Source organism: Nonomuraea sp. N2-4H, from assembly GCF_045291505.1.
In the GTDB taxonomy this organism is placed as follows: Bacteria; Actinomycetota; Actinomycetes; order Streptosporangiales; family Streptosporangiaceae; genus Nonomuraea; species Nonomuraea fastidiosa.
The window spans coordinates 4,793,707-4,818,001 of sequence record NZ_CP147987.1; the positions used below are offsets into that span (position 1 = coordinate 4,793,707).

15 protein-coding genes and 4 pseudogenes are annotated in these 24,295 nt (G+C 72.0%); 1 reads left to right on the forward strand and 18 read right to left on the reverse strand.

Annotated features, from left to right (window positions below; translation table 11 throughout):
- Positions 1 to 37 precede the first annotated feature (37 nt).
- From WBK31_RS22055 to mraZ, 18 genes and pseudogenes are all read right to left on the reverse strand, one after another.
- Positions 38 to 2,677 (reverse strand): hypothetical protein, encoded by a 2,640-nt coding sequence (locus WBK31_RS22055; protein ID WP_406673066.1) that lies wholly within the window; start codon positions 2,675 to 2,677, stop codon positions 38 to 40.
- 62 nt (positions 2,678 to 2,739) lie between these two features.
- On the reverse strand, positions 2,740 to 3,621 hold the full coding sequence (locus WBK31_RS22060; RefSeq protein WP_364054807.1) for a DivIVA domain-containing protein: 882 nt from the start codon (positions 3,619 to 3,621) through the stop codon (positions 2,740 to 2,742).
- A gap of 106 nt (positions 3,622 to 3,727) precedes the next feature.
- The gene (locus WBK31_RS22065) at positions 3,728 to 4,021 is read right to left on the reverse strand and encodes a YggT family protein (RefSeq protein WP_364054810.1); all 294 of its coding nucleotides are present in this window, start codon (positions 4,019 to 4,021) and stop codon (positions 3,728 to 3,730) included.
- A gap of 81 nt (positions 4,022 to 4,102) precedes the next feature.
- The gene (locus WBK31_RS22070; protein ID WP_364054813.1) at positions 4,103 to 4,603 is read right to left on the reverse strand and encodes a cell division protein SepF; all 501 of its coding nucleotides are present in this window, start codon (positions 4,601 to 4,603) and stop codon (positions 4,103 to 4,105) included.
- 138 nt (positions 4,604 to 4,741) lie between these two features.
- Entirely contained in the window at positions 4,742 to 5,434 is a 693-nt protein-coding gene (locus tag WBK31_RS22075; protein ID WP_364054816.1) for a YggS family pyridoxal phosphate-dependent enzyme, read from the reverse strand.
- A gap of 128 nt (positions 5,435 to 5,562) precedes the next feature.
- The gene (ftsZ, locus tag WBK31_RS22080; RefSeq protein ID WP_406673067.1) at positions 5,563 to 7,110 is read right to left on the reverse strand and encodes a cell division protein FtsZ; all 1,548 of its coding nucleotides are present in this window, start codon (positions 7,108 to 7,110) and stop codon (positions 5,563 to 5,565) included.
- A 337-nt stretch (positions 7,111 to 7,447) separates the two neighbouring features.
- The gene (locus tag WBK31_RS22085; protein WP_364054822.1) at positions 7,448 to 8,116 is read right to left on the reverse strand and encodes an FtsQ-type POTRA domain-containing protein; all 669 of its coding nucleotides are present in this window, start codon (positions 8,114 to 8,116) and stop codon (positions 7,448 to 7,450) included.
- A gap of 91 nt (positions 8,117 to 8,207) precedes the next feature.
- On the reverse strand, positions 8,208 to 9,605 hold the full coding sequence (gene murC / locus WBK31_RS22090) for a UDP-N-acetylmuramate--L-alanine ligase (protein WP_406673068.1): 1,398 nt from the start codon (positions 9,603 to 9,605) through the stop codon (positions 8,208 to 8,210).
- Positions 9,602 to 10,677 (reverse strand): annotated as a pseudogene (murG, locus tag WBK31_RS22095) (undecaprenyldiphospho-muramoylpentapeptide beta-N-acetylglucosaminyltransferase). The gene murC and the pseudogene murG overlap by 4 nt, the downstream one beginning before the upstream one ends.
- Before the next feature lie 12 nt (positions 10,678 to 10,689).
- Positions 10,690 to 11,976: a putative lipid II flippase FtsW gene (gene ftsW / locus WBK31_RS22100; RefSeq protein WP_364054831.1), complete on the reverse strand. Its 1,287-nt coding sequence runs from the start codon at positions 11,974 to 11,976 to the stop codon at positions 10,690 to 10,692.
- Complete coding sequence (gene murD / locus WBK31_RS22105; protein ID WP_406673069.1) at positions 11,960 to 13,336, reverse strand: UDP-N-acetylmuramoyl-L-alanine--D-glutamate ligase; 1,377 nt, start codon at positions 13,334 to 13,336, stop codon at positions 11,960 to 11,962. The genes ftsW and murD overlap by 17 nt, the downstream gene beginning before the upstream one ends.
- On the reverse strand, positions 13,333 to 14,391 hold the full coding sequence (gene mraY, locus WBK31_RS22110) for a phospho-N-acetylmuramoyl-pentapeptide-transferase (protein ID WP_364054837.1): 1,059 nt from the start codon (positions 14,389 to 14,391) through the stop codon (positions 13,333 to 13,335). Before mraY ends, murD begins: the two co-directional genes overlap by 4 nt.
- Positions 14,392 to 15,043: 652 nt before the next feature.
- Positions 15,044 to 16,279, reverse strand: a pseudogene (gene murF, locus WBK31_RS22115) (UDP-N-acetylmuramoyl-tripeptide--D-alanyl-D-alanine ligase); the annotation flags it as partial.
- Positions 16,279 to 17,808 carry a UDP-N-acetylmuramoyl-L-alanyl-D-glutamate--2,6-diaminopimelate ligase gene (locus WBK31_RS22120; protein WP_378787777.1) on the reverse strand — a complete coding sequence of 510 codons (1,530 nt, stop codon included), beginning with the start codon at positions 17,806 to 17,808 and terminating at the stop codon, positions 16,279 to 16,281. The pseudogene murF and the gene WBK31_RS22120, both read right to left, overlap by 1 nt.
- 40 nt (positions 17,809 to 17,848) lie before the next feature.
- Positions 17,849 to 19,527, reverse strand: a pseudogene (locus WBK31_RS22125) (peptidoglycan D,D-transpeptidase FtsI family protein).
- A gap of 881 nt (positions 19,528 to 20,408) precedes the next feature.
- The gene (locus WBK31_RS22130) at positions 20,409 to 21,197 is read right to left on the reverse strand and encodes a hypothetical protein (protein ID WP_364054846.1); all 789 of its coding nucleotides are present in this window, start codon (positions 21,195 to 21,197) and stop codon (positions 20,409 to 20,411) included.
- Positions 21,187 to 22,152, reverse strand: a complete 966-nt coding sequence (gene rsmH, locus WBK31_RS22135; protein WP_364054849.1) for a 16S rRNA (cytosine(1402)-N(4))-methyltransferase RsmH — start codon at positions 22,150 to 22,152, stop codon at positions 21,187 to 21,189. The genes WBK31_RS22130 and rsmH overlap by 11 nt, the downstream gene beginning before the upstream one ends.
- Positions 22,153 to 22,376: 224 nt before the next feature.
- Positions 22,377 to 22,809 (reverse strand): annotated as a pseudogene (gene mraZ / locus WBK31_RS22140) (division/cell wall cluster transcriptional repressor MraZ).
- 448 nt (positions 22,810 to 23,257) lie between these two features.
- On the opposite strand from mraZ, the gene WBK31_RS22145 reads away from it, so the two are divergent.
- Positions 23,258 to 24,292 (forward strand): AAA family ATPase, encoded by a 1,035-nt coding sequence (locus WBK31_RS22145; RefSeq protein ID WP_378787773.1) that lies wholly within the window; start codon positions 23,258 to 23,260, stop codon positions 24,290 to 24,292.
- The last annotated feature ends 3 nt before the right edge of the window (positions 24,293 to 24,295 follow it).

The window sequence follows — 24,295 nt, forward strand, 5'->3', positions numbered from 1 at the left end:
AGAGACTGACTTACGGCAAGGCAGGTGGCCGGGGGCGTCAGCTGACGGTTTCGCGGTCGTGCTGGCAGACCGGGCAGCTCGTCAGCCCGGCGGCCTGGGCGGCGGCGAGGGTCATCGACTCGACGCCGTCACCCGCTCCCCGGACCAGCGGGCACGCCGAGCCGTGGTAGCGGCGGGTGCCGATGATGACCTTGACGGTCTGCGGCCCTCGCTCCTTGCCGTTTCCGGCCCCGTTCGCGTTGCCGTTGGCCCCGGTGGAGCCGTCACCGGCCTTGCCACCGGACGAACCGGCCTTGACACCCGCAGCCTTGGGATCTGCGGCCTTGGCTGCGGCACCACCGTTGGACGGGCCGCTCCCCTGATCGCGAGGCCCTTGCCCGGGAGAAGCGCTCCCCTTGGCGGCCGACGCTCCCTTACCGGCGGACGAGGCGGCCTGCTCACCGCCACCGGACGCCCCGCTCTTCCCCGGCGTGGCCCCGGGCTTGGCACCGGAGGACGTGACCGGCGCGCCCGGAGGCAGCGGCCCCCGAGGCTTGGCGGTCGCCTCTGCCGAGGACGCGGGCCGCTCGTGCAGGATGACGGTCTCCCCCGGCGCGGGCTCGTCGCCACCGCCGGACGGGCGCTTGGCCGACTCGCCTCCCGACGCCGACGACCGCTCCGAAACCTCGGACGACCCGGACGTCCCCGGGCGTTGCGGCGCACCGGACGATCCGGGACGCTGCGGGCTGCCCGACGCGGTCACCCGAGGCTGCGGCGCCGTAACGGGCCCGGCGTCGTCATCGCGCTCGCCAGGACCGGCCCCCTGCCCGGCCTTGCCGTTGCCCTGTCCTGCCTTCCCGGACGCGGACGCACCGGCCGTACCGGGCCTGCCGGACGCGGACGCACCGGCCGTACCGGGCTTGCCGGACGCAGACCCACTGGACGCGCCGGGCCTGCCGGACGCGGACGCACCCGTCGTCCCCTGCTTCCCGGGTGCGGACGAGCCGGATGTCCCAGGCTTTCCAGCCGTGGCCCCAGCGGCCGTGCCCGGCTTCGCGGCCCCGGACGCACCGGCGGCCGTGGCGGCCTTCCCGGACGCCGGCTCCCCGCTCGTCCCAGGCTTGCCGGAAGCGGACCCGCCCGCAGCACCCGGCTTCCCGGACGCGGACACACCGGACGCTCCGGACTTTGCGGGCGCGGGTGTGCTGGACGTTCCGGGCTTCCCGGGGGCAGACGCACCGGGCGTTCCAGGCTTGGCGGGCGTCGACGCGGCGGCGGTGCCGGGCTTGCCATCGGGCCCACCGGGACGACCGGCCTCACCACCTGACGAGCCGGCACCACCCGGACGACCAGGACCGTCACCGGACGAACCAGCACCCGGACGGCCAGATGCGTCACCGGAAGGAGCGGCACCCGGGCGGCCAGGCGCGCCGCCGGACGGACCAGTGGCACCTGGGCGGCCGGGCTTGTCGCCGGGCCGATCGGGGCGGGCCGAGCCCGAGCCCTGGACGGCCTTGGCCGGGCTGGGACCCGAGCCCTGGGCTGCCTTGGCCGGGCTGGGAACGTTGGGAGAGGTCTCGTCGTCGGAGCCCCCGGCGGTGGCGGCGGACTCCCGAGAGGCGACGGACGCGGTCTTCGGCGAGGACGCGCCCTTACCGGGCGTGCCCTTGGCCGGCGCGCCCTTGGCCGGCGCGCCCTTCGACGGCGCGCCCTTCGACGGCGCGCCCTTCGGGGAGCCGGGCTTGCCGGACGTTCCTCCCGAGGCCCCGGGCGCTCCACCCGAGGAGCCGGACTCGCCGGCCCCGGGCGTGGAAGGGCCGCCCTTCGAAGGACCGGCCTTCGGAGATCCGGATCGGGAGGGCGCGGTGCCGGCCCCGCGCGAGGGCGACGGCCGGAAGTAGGAAGTCTCTGACTCCGCCTGCTCATCGTCCGAGCCGGTGCCGGTCTCGGGGGCGGCGGAGGTGGAGCCCGATGCCTGGTCGGCCGGGGCGGCCTTGGGACGGCCGAACCACCCGGCGGCGCCTTCCTCGTGGGCGGCGGCAGGCTCCGGGCTGGGGGTGGAAGCCTTCGTGCCGGGCTTCGGCGGGGTGACCTGCGGACGAACGTCGCGGGTCTCCGCGGAGTCTTCTGCTCGGTTCTTGGCAGAAGCGGTGCTGGAGTGGACGGCGGGCTCGGGGTCGGCGGCAGGCGGCAGCTGCCGTCCGCCGAGCGCGGCGTCGGGCAGGCACGCCGTGCAGGGCGTGAAGCCCTCCTCGCGTGCCTCCTCGTACGTGAGCTCCTCGTGTTCCCGCCCGACCAGCTGCCTGCACCCGTGGACGTGGTAGCGCTTGCGTCCAGGGATGACCAGCACGATCGCATCCGGCGCGATGCCGGCGGCCGCGGGGCGGCGCGGTGCGGTGGCCGGGGTGGCCGCCGTGCGCTGCTGCGGTGCCTGCGGATGCGGTCGGGGCTGCGGGGGCGGCTGATGAGCCATGGGGCCGGTCTGGGTGTACGGCGCCGCGGACGGCATGAGCCCCTTCGGGGGGGTGGCCGGCGCAGCGGCCTGCCCACCTCCGGGAAAAAGCTCGTTCCGCCGCAGAAACGCCCCGATCACCAGGAACAACGCGGACAGCACGCTGACCACGATGGACCACATGATCAGGAACGGCTTCGCCAGTACGAAGCCCGCGATCAGCAGCACCACTGCCGCGAGCACCAAACCAGCACTGATAAGGATCACAGAGGGCTCTTTCGAGTGGCAGGTCCTAGTGACCCGTTACTTTACCGCCGGTCGTTGTGAGGACCGTCACCGCCGGGGAAAGCGCCCTGCGGAGCGTCGCCGCCGAACGGAGCGGGGCCTCCGGGCAGCGGCTGCTGGCCGCTCTGGGGCACGGCGTGCGACATGGCGGGTGCCTGGCCCTGCGGACCGCCGGACAGCACGGGGAAGCCACCGCTGCCTTCGGCGGACACGTTGAGCTCGGCGAGCTGGTTTTCGAGGTAGAGCTTGAGCCTGCTGCGGTATTCGCGTTCGAAGCTGCGGAGTTCCTCGACCTTGCGCTCGAGCTCGTCGCGGGTCTGCACGAGCGAGCCCATCGCCTGGCGGTGGCGCTCCTGGGCGTCGCGCTCGAGCGTCTCGGCGCGAGCCCTGGCGTCGCCGATGACCTGCTCGGCCTGGCGGCGTGCCTTGGTGAGGATCTCGTCGGCCTCGCGCCGGGCCCGGGTCACCGTCTCGTCCGCCTCCCGGCGGGCGTCGGCGATCGCCTGGTCGGCGGTCTGCTGGGCCAGAGCGAGCACGCGGGCCGCGGTGTCCATGTTGTCCTCGGCGGGCGGCATGTTCATGCCCACGGGGACCTGGGGCTGCTGCGGCTGCTGCTGCTGCGGCTCGGGCGCCCGCATGGGCTCCGGCTGCGGCGGCTGCATCATCTCCGGCTTGGGCTGTTCCTGGACAGGCGCCGAGGCCATGGGCATGTTCATGCCGCCCGGCACCTTCCCGCGCAGGCACTCGGCCAGCTTGGCGCGGAGCTCCTCGTTCTCTTGGATCAGGCGGTCAAGCTCAGCTTCCACCTCGTCGAGGAAGGCGTCGACCTCCTCCTCGTCGTAGCCCGGCCGGAGCCGGGTGGTACTGAACTGCTTGTTCCGCACATCAGCGGGCGTCAGCGGCATTTTTTGGTCTCCTTGGCGCGCTTGGAGTCTGTCCGGAGGACGGTAACCCGAATCACTTCAGCGCGGACACGAGTTGGAACACGACCGGCGGCCTCACAGGCCATGCTCACCGTGGGCCGAGAGCCTGGGCGATCTGAATCAAGATCAGAACCACGATGAACAGGACAGTGAAGCTTAGGTCAAAGGCCACCGTACCCAACCGGAGCGGAGGAATGAAACGGCGGAGGAACTTGAGGGGTGGGTCAGTTGCGGTGTAGGTGGCCTCCGCCACGACGAGCACCACGCCCGACGGACGCCACTGACGTGCGAACGCCTGCACCGTCTCAAAGATCATCCTGCCGATGAGCAGCACCAAGTAGAGAGACAGGACTACGACCAAGATCCCACTAACGATCTCCACGGCCCGGCCGCGCCTCCACTTCTGATGTGCCTCCAGGCCTTGGGGAGACCTGGTTGGGTCCGATAGGCATACACAGAGACTCTAACTCTGATTGAAGAACCCGCGTTCCGCGATTCGAGCCTTGTCCTCGGCGGTCACCTCGACATTGGCAGGGGACAACAGGAACACCTTGTTGGTAACACGTTCAATGCTGCCATGTAGGCCAAAGACGAGACCTGCCGCGAAATCAACCAGCCGCTTCGCGTCACTGTCGACCATCTCGGTCAGGTTCATGATGACGGGGGTCCCGTCACGGAAGTGCTCACCGATTGTACGCGCCTCGTTGTACGTGCGAGGATGCAGGGTCGTGATGCGAGCCAGATCCGTCGTACGGCGTTCCACGATGGTCGTGGTCGGCCTGGGCGCGGGGCCGCCGGTCTCGGGCTCGTCGTCGCGGTCTTGGACCGCGACAGGACGCTCCTCACCGGGGCGCTGCACGTCGTCGTCGTAGGCGTAGTCGTCGGTGTAGGTCTCGTACCTCTCGTAGCGGTCGTCCTCCACGAGACCGAGGTAGACCGCCATCTTGCGCATCGCGCCGGCCATCGCTACGTCGTCCTCCTGCTCATGGTCGCACTCGCTCGGGCCCGTCGCCGTGCCCTGAGGCGGTAGGCGTACCCCCTGGAGCTCACCGCTGATCGACCTCTACTTGGTCATGGGCCTGAAGACCCACTTGAGGGGACATTACCTGACGAAGGGCTTGCGACGACCGAGCAACGCCGTACCGACCCGAACGTGTGTCGCGCCGTACGCGATCGCCTCGGCGAGATCGCCGCTCATCCCGGCCGAGACCATGGTGGCCCGGGGGTGCTGCTCCTGCAGCGCCGTGGCGAGCTCGCGGAGCCTGGCGAAGGCCTTGGCGGGCTCCTCGCCCAGCGGGGCCACCGCCATGACGCCGCCCAGCCACACGCCTTCCGCCAGGGCCACCTCGTCGGCCAGCGCGAGCAGGTCGTCGGGCCGCACGCCGCCCCTGCCGGGGTCGTCGTCGAGCGCGACCTGGACCAGGCAGCCGATGCGCCGGCCCTGCCTGACCGCCTCCTTGCTGATGGCGCTCACCAGTTTGGAACGGTCGACGGAGTGGATCACGTCGGCGTACGAGACCACCGAGCGGACCTTGTTGGTCTGCAGCTGACCGACGAAGTGCCAGGTCAGCGGCAGCCCGGCCAGCTCGCGCGCCTTGGGCGCGGCCTCCTGGTCGCGGTTCTCGCCGATGTCGCGCACGCCCAGCTCGGCCAGGATGCGGATGTCGTCGGCCGGCCTGGTCTTGGTGACGGCGATCAGCGTGACCTCGCTCCGGTCGCGGCCCACGGCGTGGCACGCCGCGGTGATGCGCTCCTCGACCTCGGCGAGACCGGCCGCGATCTCGTCCCTTCTCACGTGCCTCTCCTTCGTTACCGCGCCGCCCGCTGCCCCGCCGGTCCGGCGCGCCCTGCCGCCGTACGCACGACGGCGCCGCTCCCGGATCGCTGCGGGGAGCGGCGTCAGGCGAACGACTCGTTGACCGGCTATTTGAGGAAGTCGGGAACGTCGAGTTCCTCTTCCTGCTCCTCGAAGATCACCCGGGGACGTTTGGGAGGCTCCGACATGCGGGAGGTGATGGGCGTGGGCGGATTGGCCGGCTCGGGCGTGGGCCTCGGGATCGAGACGGGGCCGGACGGTCCGTCGGCCTCTCCGGACTCCTGCCTCCCCTCGTCGCGGCCCTCGCTCCTGCCGTCGTTCCGGTTGTCGGCCCTGCCGTCGGAACGCTCCGGCGCCGAGTCGTGCACGGGCTCGACCGGCCGCACCGGCTCGGGCCTGGCCTCGGCGCGCGGCTCGGGGCGGAACTCCGTACGCGGCTCAGGACGCGGCTCGGGACGCACCTCGGCACGGGGCTCGATGCGCGGCTCAGGCCTGACCTCCGGCCGCGGCTCGGGACGCACCTCGGCGCGGGGCTCGGGGCGCGGCTCGGGGCGGAACTCCGTACGCGGCTCAGAACGCGGCTCAGCGCGCAACGGAGGAGGGTCGGACTTCACACTCGGGGAGGCCGCGTTCGGCCGCGCAGGAGACGACACGGGCGGCGCCGCGGGGCGGCCCGCGGGCCTGGGCGCCTGCTTGTCGGACGGGCCCGGCACGTCGTCGAAGCCGGCCGCGATCACCGTGACCCGCACCTCGTCGCCGAGCGCGTCGTCGATGACCGTACCGAAGATGATGTTGGCGTCGGGCGCGGCGGCCATCGACACCAGCTGGGCGGCCTCGTTGATCTCGAACAGGCCGAGGTCGGAGCCGCCCGCGATGGACAGCAGCACGCCGTGCGCGCCGTCGATGCTGGCCTCCAGCAGCGGGCTGGAGACGGCCATCTCGGCGGCCGCCACCGAGCGGTCGTCGCCGCGCGCGTGGCCGATGCCCATGAGCGCCGAGCCGGCTCTCGACATGACCGACTTGACGTCGGCGAAGTCGAGGTTGATCAGGCCGGGCGTGGTGATCAGGTCCGTGATGCCCTGGACACCGGACAGCAGCACCTGGTCGGCCGCCTTGAACGCGTCGAGCACGCTGACCTGCCGGTCGGAGATCGACAGCAGCCGGTCGTTGGGGATCACGATGAGCGTGTCGACCTCGTCGCGCAGCGTCTCGATGCCTGCTTCCGCCTGCGAGGCCCTGCGTCGTCCCTCAAAGCTGAACGGACGGGTCACGACGCCGATGGTGAGCGCGCCGAGCGACCTCGCGATGTTGGCCACGACGGGCGCGCCGCCCGTGCCGGTGCCGCCGCCCTCGCCCGCTGTGACGAAGACCATGTCGGCCCCCTTGAGGACCTCCTCGATCTCCTCACGGTGGTCCTCGGCCGCCTTGCGGCCGACATCGGGGTTGGCGCCGGCGCCGAGCCCGCGCGTGAGCTCGCGGCCCACGTCGAGTTTCACATCGGCGTCACTCATCAGCAGCGCCTGGGCGTCGGTGTTTATCGCGATGAACTCGACGCCCTTGAGTCCCTCCTCGATCATCCGGTTGACGGCGTTGACTCCGCCGCCGCCGATGCCGACGACCTTGATGACCGCGAGGTAGTTCTGCGGTGCTGCCACGACGAGGGGCCTTTCCGCTCGTTGACTTGCCATTCCGGTGCGGATTGTCTCCGCTTTTTTGTCACTTCAGGTAACTCTCAACCTCAGGTTGAGATTTAGATTTATGTCAACCTGATGATTGATACGGACAGTAGGAGTTACGCTCCGGGCCGGTCAACTAACCGCGCCGCAAGCACGTCCGGCGTGTCGCGCGCTGTCCGTTTCGCTCCGCCGCCGCGCCAGATGGCGCGCCTCCTCTGCCGAAAGTCCGGCTTACAGGCTCTCATGTTCCGGGCCCCGGCTCGTACAGGCTCGGCGATCTGCTTGCCGCTGACTTGCCGGACCCTGACGATCACGATCACTTCAGCGTCACCACGTCCGGAGAGCTGACGTCGTAGAAGGTGGCGGATCGTTCCCGTTTGAGCAGCGAGGCCAGGATGCGGCCCTTCTCCTCGGGACGGTCGGAGCCGCCCCACAGGACCGTACGCCCGTCGGACAGCTCCAGCGTGATCCCCTCGGCCGTGCCCGCGCGCACCCGCCTGACCTTGCCCGCCACCTCGGGCGGAACGGCCTGGACGGCCTTGAGCGCGGCCGTCATGACCGGATCGCCGGGCACCGGGCGGTCGACCTTGAGCACGGGCAGCAGGGGCGGCAGCGTCGGTTTGACCTCGATCACCACGCCCTCGCCGTCGACGACCGCCACCTTGCCGCCGGTCTCGATCGCGGCGACCGGCTCGCGCTCGACCACCTCGATCTTGAGCGTGCCGGGCCAGACCCGGTCCACCTTGGCGGAGGCGAGCTGCCGGATGCCGAGGACGCGGCTTTCGACGCCGGCGAGGTCGACGGTGGCGAGGGGATGCAGCTCGGGCACGCCCGCCTGCTGTTTGATGCGCTCGCTCGGCACTGTGAGATTTCCCACGATCTCGATCGAGCGCACCCCCAGCACAGGCGAGAAGAACACCAGCCACGCGGTGATGCCCACCACGCCCGCCGTCAACAGCACCAGGAACGCCGTACGCGCCTTCATCGCCCTCCCCCAGCATGCGGCTCATGTCGGCACCGAACCTACGCCGACGGCGGCCTGAAGCCCGCGCGCCACGCCCAAGAGCGCGCCTCGCTCAGGACAGGCGGGCGACGATCTGCGGCCCCAGCTCGGTGACGTCGCCCGCGCCCATCGTCAGCACGATGTCGCCGGGCCGCGCCCGCTCGGCCACCAGCGCCGGCACGGCCGACCTGTCGGGCGCGTACACCACCCGCTCGGGCGGCAGCGGCACCCGCCCGGCCACCATGGCGCCGGACACCCCCGGCTCCGGGTCCTCCCTGGCGCCGTAGACGTCGAGCACGATGACCTCGTCGGCGAGCCCCAGCGCGGCGCCGAACTCGTCGGCGAAGAACCGGGTGCGCGAGTACAGGTGCGGCTGGAAGATCGCGATGACCCGGCCGGTGCCGGAGTAGGAGGCCACCACGTCGCGGGCGGCGCGCAGGTCGGCGGCCAGCTCGGTCGGGTGGTGGGCGTAGCTGTCGAAGACCGCCACGCCCCCGGCCTCGCCCTTGGCCTCGAAGCGGCGCTTGGCCCCGGTGAAGGCCCCCAGGCCGTCTCTGATCTCCTCGAACGGCATCCCGAGCTCATCGGCCACGGCGATCACCGCCGTGGCGTTGAGCGCGTTGTGAGCCCCGGGAACGGCCAGCCTGACCTCTCCCCTGCCCTCGATGGAGAACACCGTGCCGAACCCGTCGGGCCGCACCTCGCCCACGCGGTAGTCGTCGCCGCGCACGCCGTAGGTCTTGACCCGCAGGCCGCGCTCGGTGGCGCGGCGCGCCAGCTCGGCCGCCCCGGGGTCGTCGGCGCAGCAGATGAGCAGCGAGCCGACCCGCTCGGCGAACCTCGCGAAGCTGTCGTGCACGGCCCGCGGGTCGCCGTAGTTGTCGAGGTGGTCGGCCTCGACGTTGGTGACCACGGCGATGTCGGGCGCGAGCATGAGGAACGAGCCGTCGCTCTCGTCGGCCTCGGCCACGAACACCCGCCCCTGACCGTCGTCGGCGCCGAGCCCGGTGGTGACGAGCTGGCCGCCCACGCAGTAGGACGGGTCGGCGCCGCACTTCTGCAGCGCCACGGTGAGCATGGAGGTGGTCGTGGTCTTGCCGTGGGTGCCGGCGATGGCGACGCCGGTGCGCCCGGCCATGACGGAGGCCAGCGCGGCGGCCCGCGGGATGATCCGCAGCCCCTGCTTGAGCGCCTCGCCCAGCTCGGGGTTGGAGTCGCGGATGGCCGTGGAGACCACGACGGTGTCGACGTCTCGGATGTGGGAGGCGGCGTGCCCGATGTGGACCGTGGCGCCCAGCTCGCGCAGCTCGGTGATCAGCTCGGAGCTGCGCGCGTCGCTGCCGGTCACGCGTACGCCGCGCTTGAGCAGGATGCGGGCGATGCCCGACATGCCCGCGCCGCCGATGCCGATGAAGTGCACGCGCCCAAGATCTTCGACGGCGACGGGATCGACCAGCTTCACGAGACTCATCGGGCTATCTCCAACACTTTCCTGGCGAGCATGATATCGGCGTCCTTGCTCCCCAGCCTGGAGGCGGCCTCCGACATGACGGCGACCCGCTCGGGGTCGTGGAGCATGGGCAGCACGTTCTGAATGATCCATTCGGCGGACAGCTCGGCGTCGTCGACCATCAGCCCGCCGCCGCCCGCGACGATGCGCTCGGCGTTGATGCGCTGCTCGCCGTTGCCGTGGGGCAGCGGCACGTACGCGGCGGGCAGCCCCACCGCGGTCAGCTCGGCGCAGGTCAGCGCGCCGCTGCGGCACAGGGCGACGTCGGCGGCGGCGTAGGCGAGGTCCATGCGGTCGACGTAGGGCAGCAGGACGTACTGCGGGTCGCCGGGCGGCGGCTCGTGATCGACGGTGTTCTTCGGGCCCAGCACGTGGAGCACCTGCACCCCGGCCCTGCGCAGCGCGGGCGCGGCGGCCAGCGCGGCCTGGTTGATCGACCTGGCGCCCTGCGAGCCGCCGAACACCAGCAGCGTCGGCCGGTCGTTCTCAAGGCCGAACCACGAGCGCGCCTTGTCGCCCATGGACAGCCGGTCGAGCGTGGTGATCTCGCGGCGCAGCGGCGTGCCGACGAACTCGGCCTTGGGCAGCGCGGAGTCGGGGAAGCCGGTGAAGACGTGCTCGGTCAGCCGGGCGCCCAGCCGGTTGGCCAGCCCGGGACGCGGGTTGGCCTCGTGGACGACGATCGGCAGGCCGCGCCGCTTGGCCGCGAGGTAGGCGGGCGTGGCGACGTAGCCGCCGAAGCCCACCAGGATGTCGGCCTGCACCCGGTCGAGGATGCCCGCCGCGGCGTTGATCGCCCCCGCGAGCCGCCCGGGCACGGTGAGCAGGCTCGGCGTGAGGGTCCTGGGCAGCGGCACGGCGGGCACCAGCTCCAGCTCGTAACCCCGCGCAGGCACGAGCCGCGTCTCCAAGCCGCGTTCCGTGCCCACGCAGGTGATGCCGACGCTCTGGTCAAGATGGCGCAGCGCGTCCGCAAGGGCGAGCGCGGGCTCGATGTGCCCGGCCGTCCCCCACCGGCGAGGACCACCCTCATCTCGGTCACTCCCTAACGTGTCGCTCGGCCTCTGGTCGTACGCCGCAGGCCCAGCCAGCTTAGGGCCCGGGCGGCCGGTCCGGGGCCACGTGCCGCCAAGGCCTCGCGCGCTCCCGGCTCGCGCCGGGCGAACGACAGCAGCATGCCGAGCGCCGCGAGCGTGGGCAGCAGTGACGAGCCGCCGTACGAGACCAGCGGCAGGGGGATGCCGGTGATCGGCAGCACCCCCAGCACCGCGCCCATGTTGACGGTCGCCTGACCCACCACCCACGCCACCGTGGCGGCCGCGGCGAGCCTGGTGAAGGCGTCGTTGACGCGTATGGCCACCCGCAGGCCCGCGTAGCCCAGCAGCCCGAACAGCGCCACGACGGTGAGCGTGCCCATGAGCCCCAGCTCCTCGCCGATGATGGCGAAGATGAAGTCGCTCTCGCTGTTGGGCAGCCAGCTCCACTTCTGCCGGCTCTCGCCCAGGCCGACGCCGAACCAGCCGCCCGAGCCGATCGCGATCTGCCCCTGCACGGCCTGGTAGCCGTCGCCCTGCGCGTCGGCCCACGGGTCGAGGAAGGAGCTGATGCGCGCGGTGCGGTACGGCTCCACTTTGATCGCGATGACGGCGGCCAGCACCGCGAGCGCCATGAAGCCGCCGAACAGCTTGATCGGCGCGCCCACCACCCACAGTAGCGCGAGAAAGATCATGAAGAGTACGAGCGTGGTGCCGAGGTCGCTGCCCAGCATGACCATGACGGCCAGGATCGCGGTGCCGGGCAGCAGCGGGAGCAGCATCTGCCGCCACTCGATGCGGCCCTGCTTGGCCCGCCTGGCCAGCAGGTCGGCCCCCCACAGCGCGAGCCCGAGCTTGGCCGGCTCCGACGGCTGGATGGTCAGCGGGCCGAGGTAGATCCACCGCTGCGCGCCCCACTCGGCCGAGCCGACGAACAGCACCATGACCAGCGCGATGATCGACAGCGCCATCAGCGGGTAGCCGGCCCAGCGGAAGAACTTGACCGGCAGCCGCGAGCACACGTACATGAGCGGCACGCCGATCGCGGCCGACAGCGACTGCTTGATGAACCACGAGAACGGGCTGCCGGTCTTGTTGAGCGCCTCGATGCTGGAGGCCGACAGCACCATCATCAGCCCGAGCGCGAGCAGCAGCGCGCTGCACATGATGATCAGGTAGTAGGTGGCCAGCGGCTTGTCGAGCAGCTCCTTGAGCGCGAGCAGCTGCTCGCGCAGGAAGCTCTGCGGGCTCTCCTCGGCGCGCGCCGGCCGCACCCGCTCCTCAGCGCTCGTGCTCACGTCGCGCCCTCAGCTCGCGTACGGCACGCGCGAAGGCCTCCCCTCGCGCCGGATAGTTCGCGAACATGTCGAAGGATGCCCCCGCCGGGGAGAGCAGCACGGTGTCGCCTGGCGAGGCCAGCCGGGCCGCTTCGGTGACGACTTTGTCCATCGCACCAGTGTCCCGATCCGCGATGTCCACGAGGGGGACATTCGGCGCGTGTCGCGCCAGGGCTTCGGCGATCCTGGCGCGGTCGGCGCCGATCAGCACCGCCGCGCGCAGCCGCGGGGCGGCCTGGCGTACCAGGTCCTCCACGTCCGCGCCTTTGAGCAGGCCGCCCGCGATCCACACCACCGAGCGGTAGGAGGCGAGCGCCGCGGCCGCGGCGTGCGGGTTGGTGGCCTTGGAGTCGTCGACGTAGTCGACCTCGCCGATCCTGTCGACGTGGGCGAGCCGGTGCGGGTCGGGCACGAAGTCGCGCAGCCCCTGGCGTACGGCCTCGGCGGGCACGCCGAGCGAGCGGGCCAGGGCGGCGGCGGCCAGCGCGTTGGCCACGTTGTGCGGCGCGAACGGCTTGATGTCGTCAAGGGTGGCGAGCTCTTCTGCGGCGTCCACGGGGTCGGCCACGAACGCGCGGTCCACCAGCAGGTCCTCGACCACGCCGATCTCGCCCCGCCTGGGGATGCGCAGCGTGAACCCGACCGCGCCCGGGTAGGGGGCGGCCAGCCTGGCGGCCTCGGGGTCGTCGGCGTTGTAGATCACCGTGCCGGCGCGCTCGAAGATCCGGCCCTTGGCGGCGGCGTACTCCTCCATGGAGCCGTGCCAGTCGAGGTGGTCGGGCGCCACGTTGAGCACCGCGGCGGCGTGCGGGGCCAGCGTGGACGACCAGTGGAGCTGGAAGCTCGACAGCTCGACGGCCAGCGCGTCGTACGGCTCCCCCACCGCGCGCACCACGGGCACGCCCACGTTGCCCACGGCCAGCGCCTTGCGGCCGGCGGCCAGCAGGATCGAGGTGAGCATGCGCACGGCGGTGGTCTTGCCGTTGGTGCCGGTCAGCGCCAGCCACGGCGCCGCCTGCCCGGAGCGCAGCCGCCAGGCCAGCTCGACCTCGCCGACGACCTCGACCCCGGCCTTCAGCGCGGCGTCGATGAGCGGGTGGTGCGGCGGCCAGCCGGTGGTGACCAGCCGCGTCACCCCCTCCGGCAGCGCCATCTCGCCGAACCTGCTCTCCACGCCGACGCGGGCGAGCTCCGCCGCCGCGGCGAGCTGCCGCTCGCCCTCCGTCGCCTCGACCACCACGACCCGCTCGCCCCGCGCGGCCAGCACCTCGGCCACGGCGGTGCCGGACACGCCGAGCCCGGCGACACACGTGTACGTCATGGCCTGGGCATCCACTCGACGTAGAACAGCCCGAGGCCGAGCGCCGCGCACAGCATGGCGATCAGCCAGAAGCGGACCACGATCGTGGTCTCCGCCCAGCCCTTGAGCTCGAAGTGGTGCTGCAACGGCGCCATTCTGAACACCCGTTTCCCGGTCATCTTGAAGGATCCGACCTGGATGATGACCGACAGCGTGATGATCACACACAGGCCGGCCAGGATGATCAGCAGGAGCTGGGTACGGGTGGCGATGGCCAGGCCGGCCAGCACGCCGCCCAGCGCGAGCGAGCCGGTGTCGCCCATGAAGATGCGGGCGGGCGGCGCGTTCCACCACAGGAAGCCGATGAGCGCCCCGAGCACGGCGGCGGCCACCACGGCCAGGTCGAGCGGGTCGCGCACCCAGTAGCAGTTGGGGCCGAGCTGGTCGATGCAGTTGTTGCGCAGCTGCCAGTTGCCGATCAGCACGTACGCCGCGAGCACCGTGCCGGTCGCACCGCTGGCCAGGCCGTCGAGACCGTCGGTGAGGTTCACCGCGTTGGAGAACCCGACGATCATGATGAGCACCCAGATGGTGAACCCGACGATGCCGATCGAGGGTCCGAAGTCGCGCAGGAACGACAGCCGGGTCTCGGCGGGCGTGATGCCGTACACGTTGGGCTGGCGGACCACCAGGACGGCGAAGACCGCGCCCACGATGAGCTGGCCGAGCGCCTTGGCGCCGCTGCGCAGGCCCAGGCTGCGCTGCTTGTAGATCTTGATGAAGTCGTCGAGGAAGCCGACCGCGCCGAGTCCCGTCATCAGGAACAGCACCAGCATGCCCGACACGGTGACGGGGGTCAGGGTGGCCAGGTGTGAGGCGCCGTAGGCGAGCAGGGCGGCCAGGACGAACACCGTGCCGCCCATGGTGGGGGTGCCCCGCTTGCCGAGGTGCGCCTGCACGCCCTCCTCGCGGACCTGCTGGCCGATGCCGCGCCGCGAGAACAGCCGGATCGCCAGCGGGGTGCACAGCATCGAGAGGACGAGGCCAACCGCGCCGGCGATGATGATGTTGGTCACTGGGGGGCACCTCCGAGCACCAGCTCGGCCGTTCGCTCCAGGCCCATCGCTCGCGGGCCCTTGATCAATACCGCGTCACCTGGCCGCAGCCACGCGGCGAGCTGCGCCGCCGCGGCCTCGGCGTCGGAGACGTGCACGACGGTCGTGGGGCGGCCGAAGCCGCCGGGGACGGCCGGGGCGGACCGCCCGCCGGTCCGCCGGGAGGTCCGATGGGCGGCCCGCCCGCGGGCGGCTGCCACCCCTGCACCGGCGCGGGCGCACCGGGCACACCGGGAACGGGCCCACCGGGGCCCTGCGGCCCGGAGGCGGACGCACCGGGCGCCTGAGGCACACCGGCGGGGGCACCGGAAGCCTGCGGCCCGGGAAACTGCGGACCCTGAGGGCCGGAAACGGACGCTCCGGGAAGCTGCGGACCCTGAGCCCCGGGAACACCGGGAGCCTGCGGAACCGCGCCCTGAGGACCGGGGGCACCGGGACCCGGGACGGGCGCGCCCGGGGCCTGCGGCCCGTAGGCGGGGGCGCCGGGCCCCTGCGGACCCGCGGCCTGAGGACCGGACACGGGCGCCCCGGGACCTTGGGGGTCGGAAGCGGGCTCGGGCGGCGCGGAGGTCTGGGCGGCTTCCTGGGCGGCGGCTTCCAGCGCGGCGGCCGTCTCCATGGCGGCGGCGCGCGCCCCCTGCAGGACCGGCTCGGCGTCGGGACCCGCCACGATGAGCCCGGCGAGACCGGCGCCGCCGGCCAGACGGCCGAGCTCGGTGTTGAGCTCCCCGCTGTCCTCGCCGAGCTCGCGCAGCGCCGCGATGACCGCGAAGCGCCGCCGCCCGCGGCCGATCACGTCGAACGCCTGGAAGGCGGCCCGCATGGAGTCGGGGTTGGCGTTGTAGGCGTCGTTGACCACGGTGACGCCGTCGGGCCGGTCGGTGACCTCCATCCGCCACCGGCTGGCCGGCGTGGCGGCCGACAGCTCCTCGGCGATGGTGGCCACCGGCAGCCCCAGCTCGTAGGCGGCCGCGGCGGCGGCGAGCGCGTTCTCGACGGCGTGCGCGCCGATCAGCTTGAGCGACACGTGCGCGGAGCCCGAGGGGGTGCGCAGCGTGAACGAGGCCCGCCCGCGCACGTCGACCACGACGTTCTCGGCCCTGATCGCCGCCTGCTCGCCCTGCCCGAAGTACGTCACCCGCGCCTCGGTGCGCGAGGCCATGCCGCGCACGAGCGGGTCGTCGGCGTTGAGCACCGCCACGCCGTCGCGCGGCAGCGCCTCGACCAGCTCGCCCTTGGCCTTGGCGATGGCCTCCTTGCCGCCGAACACGCCGAGGTGGGCGGTGCCGACGTTGAGCACGACGCCGATCTTCGGGGGCGCGACGCGGGTCAGCTCCTTGATGTGGCCGATGTTGCGCGCGGCCAGCTCCAGCACCATGTAGCGGGTGTCGAGGTCGGCCCGCAGCACGGTGAGCGGGTGGCCGAGCTCGTTGTTGTAGCTGCCGACGGGCGCGATGGTCGGCCCGATCCGCCCGGTGAGGCGGGCCAGCAGGTCCTTGGTGGTGGTCTTGCCCGCCGACCCGGTCACGCCGATGACGGTCGCCTTCGTGAGCGTGCGCACCTGCGCGGCGGCCAGCTCGGCGAGCGCGGCGGCGGCGTCGGGGACGATCACCGCGGGCGCGTCGACCGGCCTGCTCGCGAGCACGGCGACGGCTCCGTCGCGTACGGCCTGGGCGGCGAAGTCGTGACCGTCGGCCCGCGAGCCCTTGATGGCGACGAAGAGGGATCCCGGTTCTACGGCCCGCGAGTCGATCACGACGGGCCCGCGCACCACCGCGCGGGGATCGGCCATGCCCGACAGGGCGCCCGAGGTAATCTCGGCGATCCTGGCCAGAGGCAACGGGATCATTAGTGCTTCCTGCTTTCCTTGCGTGCGTCGATCGCTTCGGCGACCACTTCGCGGTCGTCGAAGGGGATCACCTCGCCTGAGACGTACTGGCCCTGTTCGTGACCCTTGCCCGCTACGACGATCACGTCGCCGCGCCCGGCCCGGGCGATCGCCAGGCCGATGGCGGCCGCGCGGTCGGGCTCAATGATCACATGAGCGCGGTGGTGCCGGGGAACGCGGAGCGCCCCTTCCATCATCGCGGCGAGGATGGCCAGCGGATCCTCGGATCGCGGGTTGTCGCTCGTAAAGATTGCCACATCGGCCAGTTGCGCGGCGATTTCCCCCATGAGTGGGCGTTTGCCGCTGTCGCGGTCGCCGCCGCAGCCGAGCACGATCGTCAGGCGGCCCTCGGTGACCGAGCGCAGCGAGCGCAGCACCGACTCCACGGCCCCCGGCTTGTGCGAGTAGTCCACGACGGCCTGGAACTCGTCGTCGGCGCCCGTGACGCGCTGCATGCGTCCCGGCACCCCGGCGAGCGTGCCGATGCCGTGCACGGCCGCCTGGAGCGGCACGCCGGCCTCGACGAGCGTCACCACGGCGCCGAGCGCGTTGGCCACGTTGTACGGCCCGGGCAGCGCCACGGTCGCGTCGGCCTCGACCCCGCCGGGGCCCACCACGCGGAACGCGCTGCCGTCGGAGCCCAGCCTGGTGTCCACCGCCCGCCAGTCGGCCTCGGGGTCGCCCAGCGCCGAGAACGTGGTCAGCGGCACCTTCGCCAGCTCCAGCAGCTCGCGGCCGTAGCGGTCGTCGATGTTGGTCACCCCGACGCGGCTCATCTCCGGCTGGAACAGCCTGACCTTGGTCGCGAAGTAGTCCTCGAAGTCCTTGTGGAAGTCGAGGTGGTCCTGCGACAGGTTGGTGAACAGGGCGACGTCGTAGTAGACGCCGTCGACCCTGCCGAGCGCCAGCGCGTGGCTGGAGACCTCCATGGCCGCCGCCGTGACGCCCTCCTCGCGCATGAGCGCGAACAGGCCGTGCAGGTCGGTCGCCTCGGGCGTGGTGAGCCTGGGCTGGAAGCGCAGCTCGCCGGCGTGGATCTCGACGCCGCCCACCAGGCCCGCACGGTGACCGGCGGCCCGCAGGCCGGCCTTGATCATGAACGTGGTGGTGGACTTGCCGCTGGTGCCGGTCACGCCGAGTATCTGGATGTCGTGGGCCGGCTGGCCGTACACCCAGGAGGAGATCTGCCCGAGCAGGGCGCGCGGGTCGGACACGACGAGCACGGGCAGCCCGGTGGCCACCGCGGCCTCGCGGCCCGCGCGGTCGGTGAGCACGGCCGCGGCCCCGTTCGCCATCGCGTCGGCGGCGAACTCGGCGCCGTGCACGCGGTTGCCGGGCAGCGCGACGTACAGGTCGCCGCGCCTGACCTCGCGCGAGTCGATGGTGACGCCGGTCAGCACGGCGTGCGGCGAGCGCGACGTGCCCGACTCGGCGTCGAGCATGGTCGCGAGCCCGCTCAGCGGGCGGGGCGGGCTGGTCGTGGGACGCATAGACGACGGGGGACGCACGGCGAGAGCGTACCTTCCCTGGTCACTGTCCCGCGCCGACCCGCACCGGCGAGACGGCCGAGCCTGTGGGAGGAATCTTCTTGCTCTTGATGGCGAACGTCATCACATCCTTGAAGACGGGGGCCGCGAGCTGCCCGCCGAAGTGCCCGTTCTTCGGGTTCTGCAGCACCGACAGCACCACCAGGCGTGGTTTGTCGGCCGGCGCGAACCCGGCGAACGACGCCGTATAGCCGTCATAGCGGCCGAGTTCGGCATCGTAGCGGTTCGCGGTGCCCGTCTTGCCCGCAACGCGATATCCGTCGATGGCGGCGAGCTGCCCGGTGCCCTCCTCGCCCACGGCGCTCTCCAGCATCGTCGTGATCTCCTTGGCCGTCGTCTCGCTCACCACCCTGGTCTGCTTACCGGGAGGAGCGGGGACGAACCTGCCGTGCTCGTCCGTCGTGCCGGCCACGATCTGCGGCTCGATCTTGACGCCGCCGTTGGCGATGGTCTGGTAGACGCTGGCCATCTGCAGCGCGGTCACCGAGACGCCCTGCCCGTAGGCGACCGTGCAGTTCTGGCTGCCGGACCACTTCTTGTAGTCGGGCAGCAGGCCGGCCTCGCGCCGGGCACGCCGCCGCCTGGCCTGCTGCCGAAGCCGAACGCCTTGAGCATGGCGTGCAGCCGCTCGCTGCCGACCTTGCGCGCCGCCATGACCGTGGCCACGTTGCTGGACTGCGCCATGGCCTGGCGGAACGTCATCGGCTCCGTCTTGTGGCTGTGGGCGTCGCGCAGCACCTGGTCGGCGCACTTGATCCGGTCGGGCACCCGGTAGACCGTGTCGGGCGTCACCACCTTGGCCTCCAGCGCCGCCGCGGCGGTGATCACCTTGTTGGTGCTGCCGGGCTCGAACACGACGGAGGCCGCCTTGTTGACGAAGCTCGACTCGGGAGCCTTGCGCCAGTTGTTCAGGTCGAGCTCGGGCGCGTTGGCCATGGCGATGATCTGAGCCGTCTGGACGTCCATGACGATCACGGTGCCGCTGTCGGCGCCCGACTTCTTCACCTGATCGGCGATGGACTTCTGGGCCGCCCACTGGATGTCGCGGTCGATGGTCAGGCGCACGTCACGGCCGTCGACAGGCGGCGTCTGCTCGCTGCTGGTCATCGGGATCTGCTGGCCGTCGCGGCCGGTCTCGACGCGCATCTTGCCGTCGCGGCCGGCCAGCAGCTCGTTCTTCTCGCGCTCGATGCCGCCGAGCCCGGTGCCGTCGTCGCCGACGAACCCGATGAGGCTGCCGGCGAGGTCGCCCGCTGGGTAGTCCCTGCGGTAGGTCTTCTTCGCCGCCAGCGACGGGATCTTGGCCTGCAGCAGCCGGGTCGCGACGAACGGGTCGACGCCCCTGGCGAGCAGCTGGTAGCGGGTGTCCGTCCTGGCCAGCTTGGCGGCGATCTCCTGCTCGCTCTTGCCGAGCTGCTGGGCGAGGACGCTCGCCACCTCGGCGCGTTTCCCCGAGGGCACCTTCGTCGGGTCGATCGACAGGTCGCGCGCCTCGCGGGTGACGGCGAGGTAGTGGCCCTTGACGTCGGTGATCGAGCCGCGCTTGGCCGGGATCGCCACAGTCTGCACGCGCTGCTCGGCCGCCGCGGCCTCGTACACCTTGGCGTCGAGCCCCTGCATCTGGATGAGCCGGCCGGCGAAGATCGACAGCACGAACGTCATGCCGATCAGGCCGATGTTGATGCGCCTGCGCGGGTTGCCGAGCCGCAGCACGAGCGGCGGGCGCGGCGGCGGCCGCCGCGGTCCCCTGGGCGGCGGCACGTCACCGCCACGGGAGGCGCCGCGAGAGCCGCTGTGGGGGGTGCGCCTGGCCGCCGCGCCGTCACGGTCCCGGGCGGCGTCCTGCCGGGCGCCTGCGGCCCCTCTGGGACCTCCCGGCGGGGCGCCCGCGGCTCCTCGGGGGGCACCGGACGGTGTGCGGCGCAGCGGGCCGTCCTGGCCGCGCCCCCGGGGCTCCTCGTCCCCCGGACGGCGCGCCTTGCCGCCGGGCTGCCCGGCCGCCTTGGAGCCCGCCGCCGATCCCGTACGGCCGGCGGGACCCGGCCTGCCGGCGCCGCCGGGCCTGGCGGTCCTGCCCCGATCGTCGTCGCGCCCCTGCACGCGCCCGCGCAGCCGGTCGGCCTCGTCGCGGGGGGCGCGCCCGCGCGGGCGGCCGTCGTCGTCACGGCCCTGGGCCGCGCGCCCTCTCGGCCGCTCGTCGTCGCGGGGAGCCCTGCGGGGGCCCGCGTCATCGTCGTCACGGGGACGCCTGCGCCCGGCCGGCCGGTCGTCGCCGCGCGAGCGGCCCCGCGCGTCGCCTGCGGGACCGAACGCCTCGGGCCCGAACGGCAGGTCGAGGGGGTCGTCGGGGTCGCGACGGCGGCGCGGCGGCTCCTGCGACGGCGGGCGGCCTTCACCGGAGGGCCCGCCGCGCCCCGAGCCGCCGCTCTGCCGTGTCGTCCTTCCGGGACCGCCCGGCGTACGACGAGCGGCGCCGGGCCCTCCTTGAGAGCCGGCGCCGCCTGCGCCGCGGCCGGGGCCCTGCCCCCTGCCGCCTGATTCCCTCACCGTTCCGTGTCCGCCTGGTTCGGCCGTCCGTCGCTGGTGTAGGCGTTGACCTCGTCCCAGTCGGGGTGCTGCCCCTGCATCTCGGCCAGCCGGGCGATGTTGCCCGGCTGGGTCTTGAGCTGATATTCCTGGTCGATCTTCTCGTTCTCGCGCCGCGCCACCGCGATCTCCTCGCGCAGCTTGGCGTCGGTGATCGTGTCCTGGGCCAGCATCGTGTTGAGCAGCAGCAGGCTCACCAGGCCGCCGCAGAGCAGGCCGACGACGAGCAGGACGAACGGCGTGCGCTGCCGGCGCGCGGGGCCACGGCCGCCCGAGGGGCGTGCTGCGGGCGCCTTGCGCACGCGTGCGCCGGCCGCCTCGCCGGGCCTGCGCTCACTGGCGGGCGCAGTGACAGGCGCGGTGACAGGCGCGGTGGCGGGCGCGGCGGCGCGCGTGGAGGGCTTGCCGCGTTCGGGTGCGGCGGTCCTGCCGCGCGTGGGAGCCTTGGTCCGTTCGGGCGCGGGCGCCTTGCCGCGTACGGGAGCCGCCTTGGCACGACCGCGCGCGGGAGCGCCGCTCGCCGCGGCAGCGCCCGTGGAGCCGCCCGCACGCGCGTCCAGGCGCGCGCGCTCGGCGGCCGAGCGCCTGCCCGCCGCTTCGGAGCGCACGTCGGCTCGCGCCTCGGCCCGCACGTCGGGACGGGGCCGGAGCTTGGGCTGCTGCGACACGGCCGGCCTGCGGACGCCCGTCCTGGGCACCGCGCGGCGGACGGGAGCCCCCCGGCCGGTCTCCTGCTCAGTCGTCAACACGGATCCTCTCTGCCGCCCGTAGCCGGGCCGAGGCCGCCCGCGGGTTGCGGGCGATCTCTTCTTCGCTCGGGAGCTCTGCTCCCCTCGTCAGCAGGCGGAACCTCGGCTGGTGAGCCGGAAGCGGGACGGGCAGCCCGGGGGGGCTGGTGTCCCTGGTTCGCGCCGTGAGGGCCTGCTTGGTGAGCCGGTCCTCGAGTGAGTGGTAGGAGAGCACGACGACTCGCCCACCGAGCGCCAGCGCGTCGAGCGCCGCGGGCAGCGCCGCCTCCAGGGCGGACAGCTCCGCGTTCACCTCGATGCGCAGCGCCTGGAAAGTCCTCTTGGCGGGGTTGCCCCCGGTGCGCCGGGTCGCGGCGGGGATGGCCTCGCGAACGATGTCCGCGAGCCGCTTCGTCGAGGTTATTGCCTCTTTGGCACGTTCTCTGATGATCAGGCCCGCGACACGCTGAGCGAATCTCTCCTCGCCGTAGTCACGCAGGATGCGGGTGAGGTCGGCGGCGGAGTACGTGTTGACCACCTGCTCGGCCGTGAGCTCCTGGGAGGTGTCCATGCGCATGTCGAGCGGCGCGTCATAGGAATAGGCGAACCCGCGCTCGGCCTCGTCGAGCTGCGGCGATGACACGCCGAGGTCGAACAGCGCCCCGTTGATCGTGGTGCGCCCGGCACGCGCGAGCACGTCGGGCAGGTCTGCGGACGAGGCGTGGACCAGGGTGATGCGGTCGGCGTAGGGGCTCAGCCTGCGGGTGGAGTGTTCGATCGCGTAGGGATCGCGGTCGATGCCGATGAGGTGGAGCGCCGGGTGGGCGGCGAGCAGAGCGGCGGAGTGACCGCCGAGTCCGAGGTTGGCGTCGACGACGACGGGGTCGGGGCCGGACAGCGCGGGGCCGAGCAGCTCCAGAACGCGGTCGAGCATCACCGGAACGTGACCGCCCGTGGCGACGCTGTCGTCCATCTCCAACCCCCCCTTTCGCGTCCTTGCTCGCGGATGACGCGTTCATCGATCGATCGCCGGTCATTCCTGGGTCCCCAACCGGCGCCGCCCGGCCAGGTCCCCATCCGCACCCTCTTCGTGGACGCCCGCCATCTGACACCGGGGAAGGTGCATCAGCTGACGGACAGTGGTTGCGGGTGGAGACCTCGCCGAACGACATCACCGACGGATCGACCGTGGTTCTTTTACAGAATCCCTGGCAGCACCTCCTCGGACAGTTCGGCGAACGCCTGCTCCTGTGCACTGAGATAGCTGTCCCAAGCCTGTGCGTCCCAGATCTCCAGCCGGGTGTTGGCCCCGATGACGACGCAGTCACGTTCCAGGCCCGCGTACGTGCGGAGACTCTGTGGAATGGTGATGCGTCCCTGCTTGTCTGGTTTCTCGTCGGACGCGCTGGCGAAGAAGACGCGGCTGTAGTCACGCACCGCCTTGGCGGTGACCGGGGCGGTGCTGAGAGCCTCGGTAATGCGCTGGAACTCCTCCACGGGAAAGACGTAGAGGCATCGCTCCTGGCCTTTGGTGATCACAAGACCCTCCGCCAGCTCCTCACGGTACTTCAGCCGGCAGGAACAGCCGTCCCTTGTCGTCCAGACGCGGTTGATGGGTGCCGAGGAACACCGGCCCCACCTCCCGTGCCTCGTGAAGCGCTCAGCGCTGGTGCACCGTGCCCTCCACTGCGCACCACCATACTCCACTTCTCCCCACCGTCAACTGATTCGAACCGTCTTCATCATTGGTTTCCCTTGCGTTACCGCAGGTCAGAGGCATGGCTCAGGGTGGAGCGGGGTGCGGCGGCGGTCCCCGCCATGGGCGTGTCGAGGCTTTGAAACCGCCTTCAAATAGGCCCCTCAGGGGAGGGGCGAAGCGTGGAGTGGAGGAAAGTGGAGCGCTCGGTGGAGGGCGGCGCCGGGGCCTTCCCGCGGTCCTTGGAGTGCGCTGTGTCACGGGATTCGCACGACCATGCCACAAGAACCGGAACATGACCGGTGTTCCCTGAATATCCACAAATGTCGCTACGGAACCCGCAGCGTCGTAGGGTCGTACAGAACAATGGAAAAGGAATGGCATGGCTCCCGCAAAGGCACCGTACCGGGACAGCCGTCGCACTTCTCATGGAGGCCTGGTGGCAGTTACCCATGACGTCCCTCCCCAGCTCGACGAGCTGGTCACCACCGCCCACCGGATCCGGCAGGCCATCGAATCGGTGATCGAGGGCAAGAGCGACGCCGTCCGCCTCACCCTTACCGTCCTGCTTTCCGAAGGCCACCTCCTGATCGAGGACGTGCCGGGCGTCGGCAAGACGATGCTCGCCAAGGCGCTGGCCCGCTCCATCGACTGTCCCGTGCGCCGTGTGCAGTTCACCCCCGACCTGCTGCCCAGTGACATCACCGGGGTGAGCGCGTACAACCAGCAGACGCGGGAGTTCGAGTTCAAGCCCGGTCCCGTGTTCGCCAACATCGTCGTCGGCGACGAGATCAACAGGGCCTCGCCCAAGACGCAGTCCGCGCTCCTGGAATGCATGGAAGAGGGCCAGGTGACGGTGGACGGGCGGACGTACCAGCTCGAGTCGCCGTTCATGGTGATCGCCACCCAGAACCCCGTCGAGATGGAGGGCACCTACCCCCTTCCCGAGGCCCAGCGCGACCGCTTCACCGCCCGCGTGGCGATGGGCTACCCCGAGCCGACCGCCGAGCTGGAGATGCTCGACGTGCACGGCGGCACCTCGCCGCTCGACAAGCTGGAGCCGGTCGCGACCACCGCCGAGGTGCGCGCCCTCATCGAGGCCGTACGCGGCGTCTACGTCTCCCAGGCCATCAAGAAGTACGCCATCGACCTCGTCGTGGCCACCCGCCACTCCCCCGACCTGCGGCTCGGCGCCTCCCCGAGGTCCACGCTGCAGCTCGTGCGCGCCGCCAGGGCGCACGCGGCGCTGTCCGGCCGCGACTACGTCATCCCCGACGACCTGCAGGACCTCGCCATCCCCGTGCTCGCGCACCGCCTGCTGCCCAGCATCGAGGCCCAGGGCCAGCGCCGCCTGCCGGAGCACGTCGTGGCCGACCTGGTCAGGCGGGTGCCGGTGCCGGAGACGCGGGGCACCTGATGA

Excerpts from the sequence above, each read along its gene's own strand:
- murC (WP_406673068.1), bottom strand. The coding sequence starts at position 9,605 with ATGAGTCTCGTGAAGCTGGTCGATCCCGTCGCCGTCGAAGATCTTGGG.
- WBK31_RS22070 (WP_364054813.1), bottom strand. The coding sequence starts at position 4,603 with ATGGCCGGCGCGATGCGCAAGATGGCGGTCTACCTCGGTCTCGTGGAG.
- murD (WP_406673069.1), bottom strand. The coding sequence starts at position 13,336 with ATGACGTACACGTGTGTCGCCGGGCTCGGCGTGTCCGGCACCGCCGTG.
- WBK31_RS22060 (WP_364054807.1), bottom strand. The coding sequence starts at position 3,621 with ATGCCGCTGACGCCCGCTGATGTGCGGAACAAGCAGTTCAGTACCACC.
- rsmH (WP_364054849.1), bottom strand. The coding sequence starts at position 22,152 with ATGGACGACAGCGTCGCCACGGGCGGTCACGTTCCGGTGATGCTCGAC.
- WBK31_RS22120 (WP_378787777.1), bottom strand. The coding sequence starts at position 17,808 with ATGCGTCCCACGACCAGCCCGCCCCGCCCGCTGAGCGGGCTCGCGACC.
- WBK31_RS22145 (WP_378787773.1), top strand. The coding sequence starts at position 23,258 with ATGGCTCCCGCAAAGGCACCGTACCGGGACAGCCGTCGCACTTCTCAT.
- WBK31_RS22085 (WP_364054822.1), bottom strand. The coding sequence starts at position 8,116 with ATGAAGGCGCGTACGGCGTTCCTGGTGCTGTTGACGGCGGGCGTGGTG.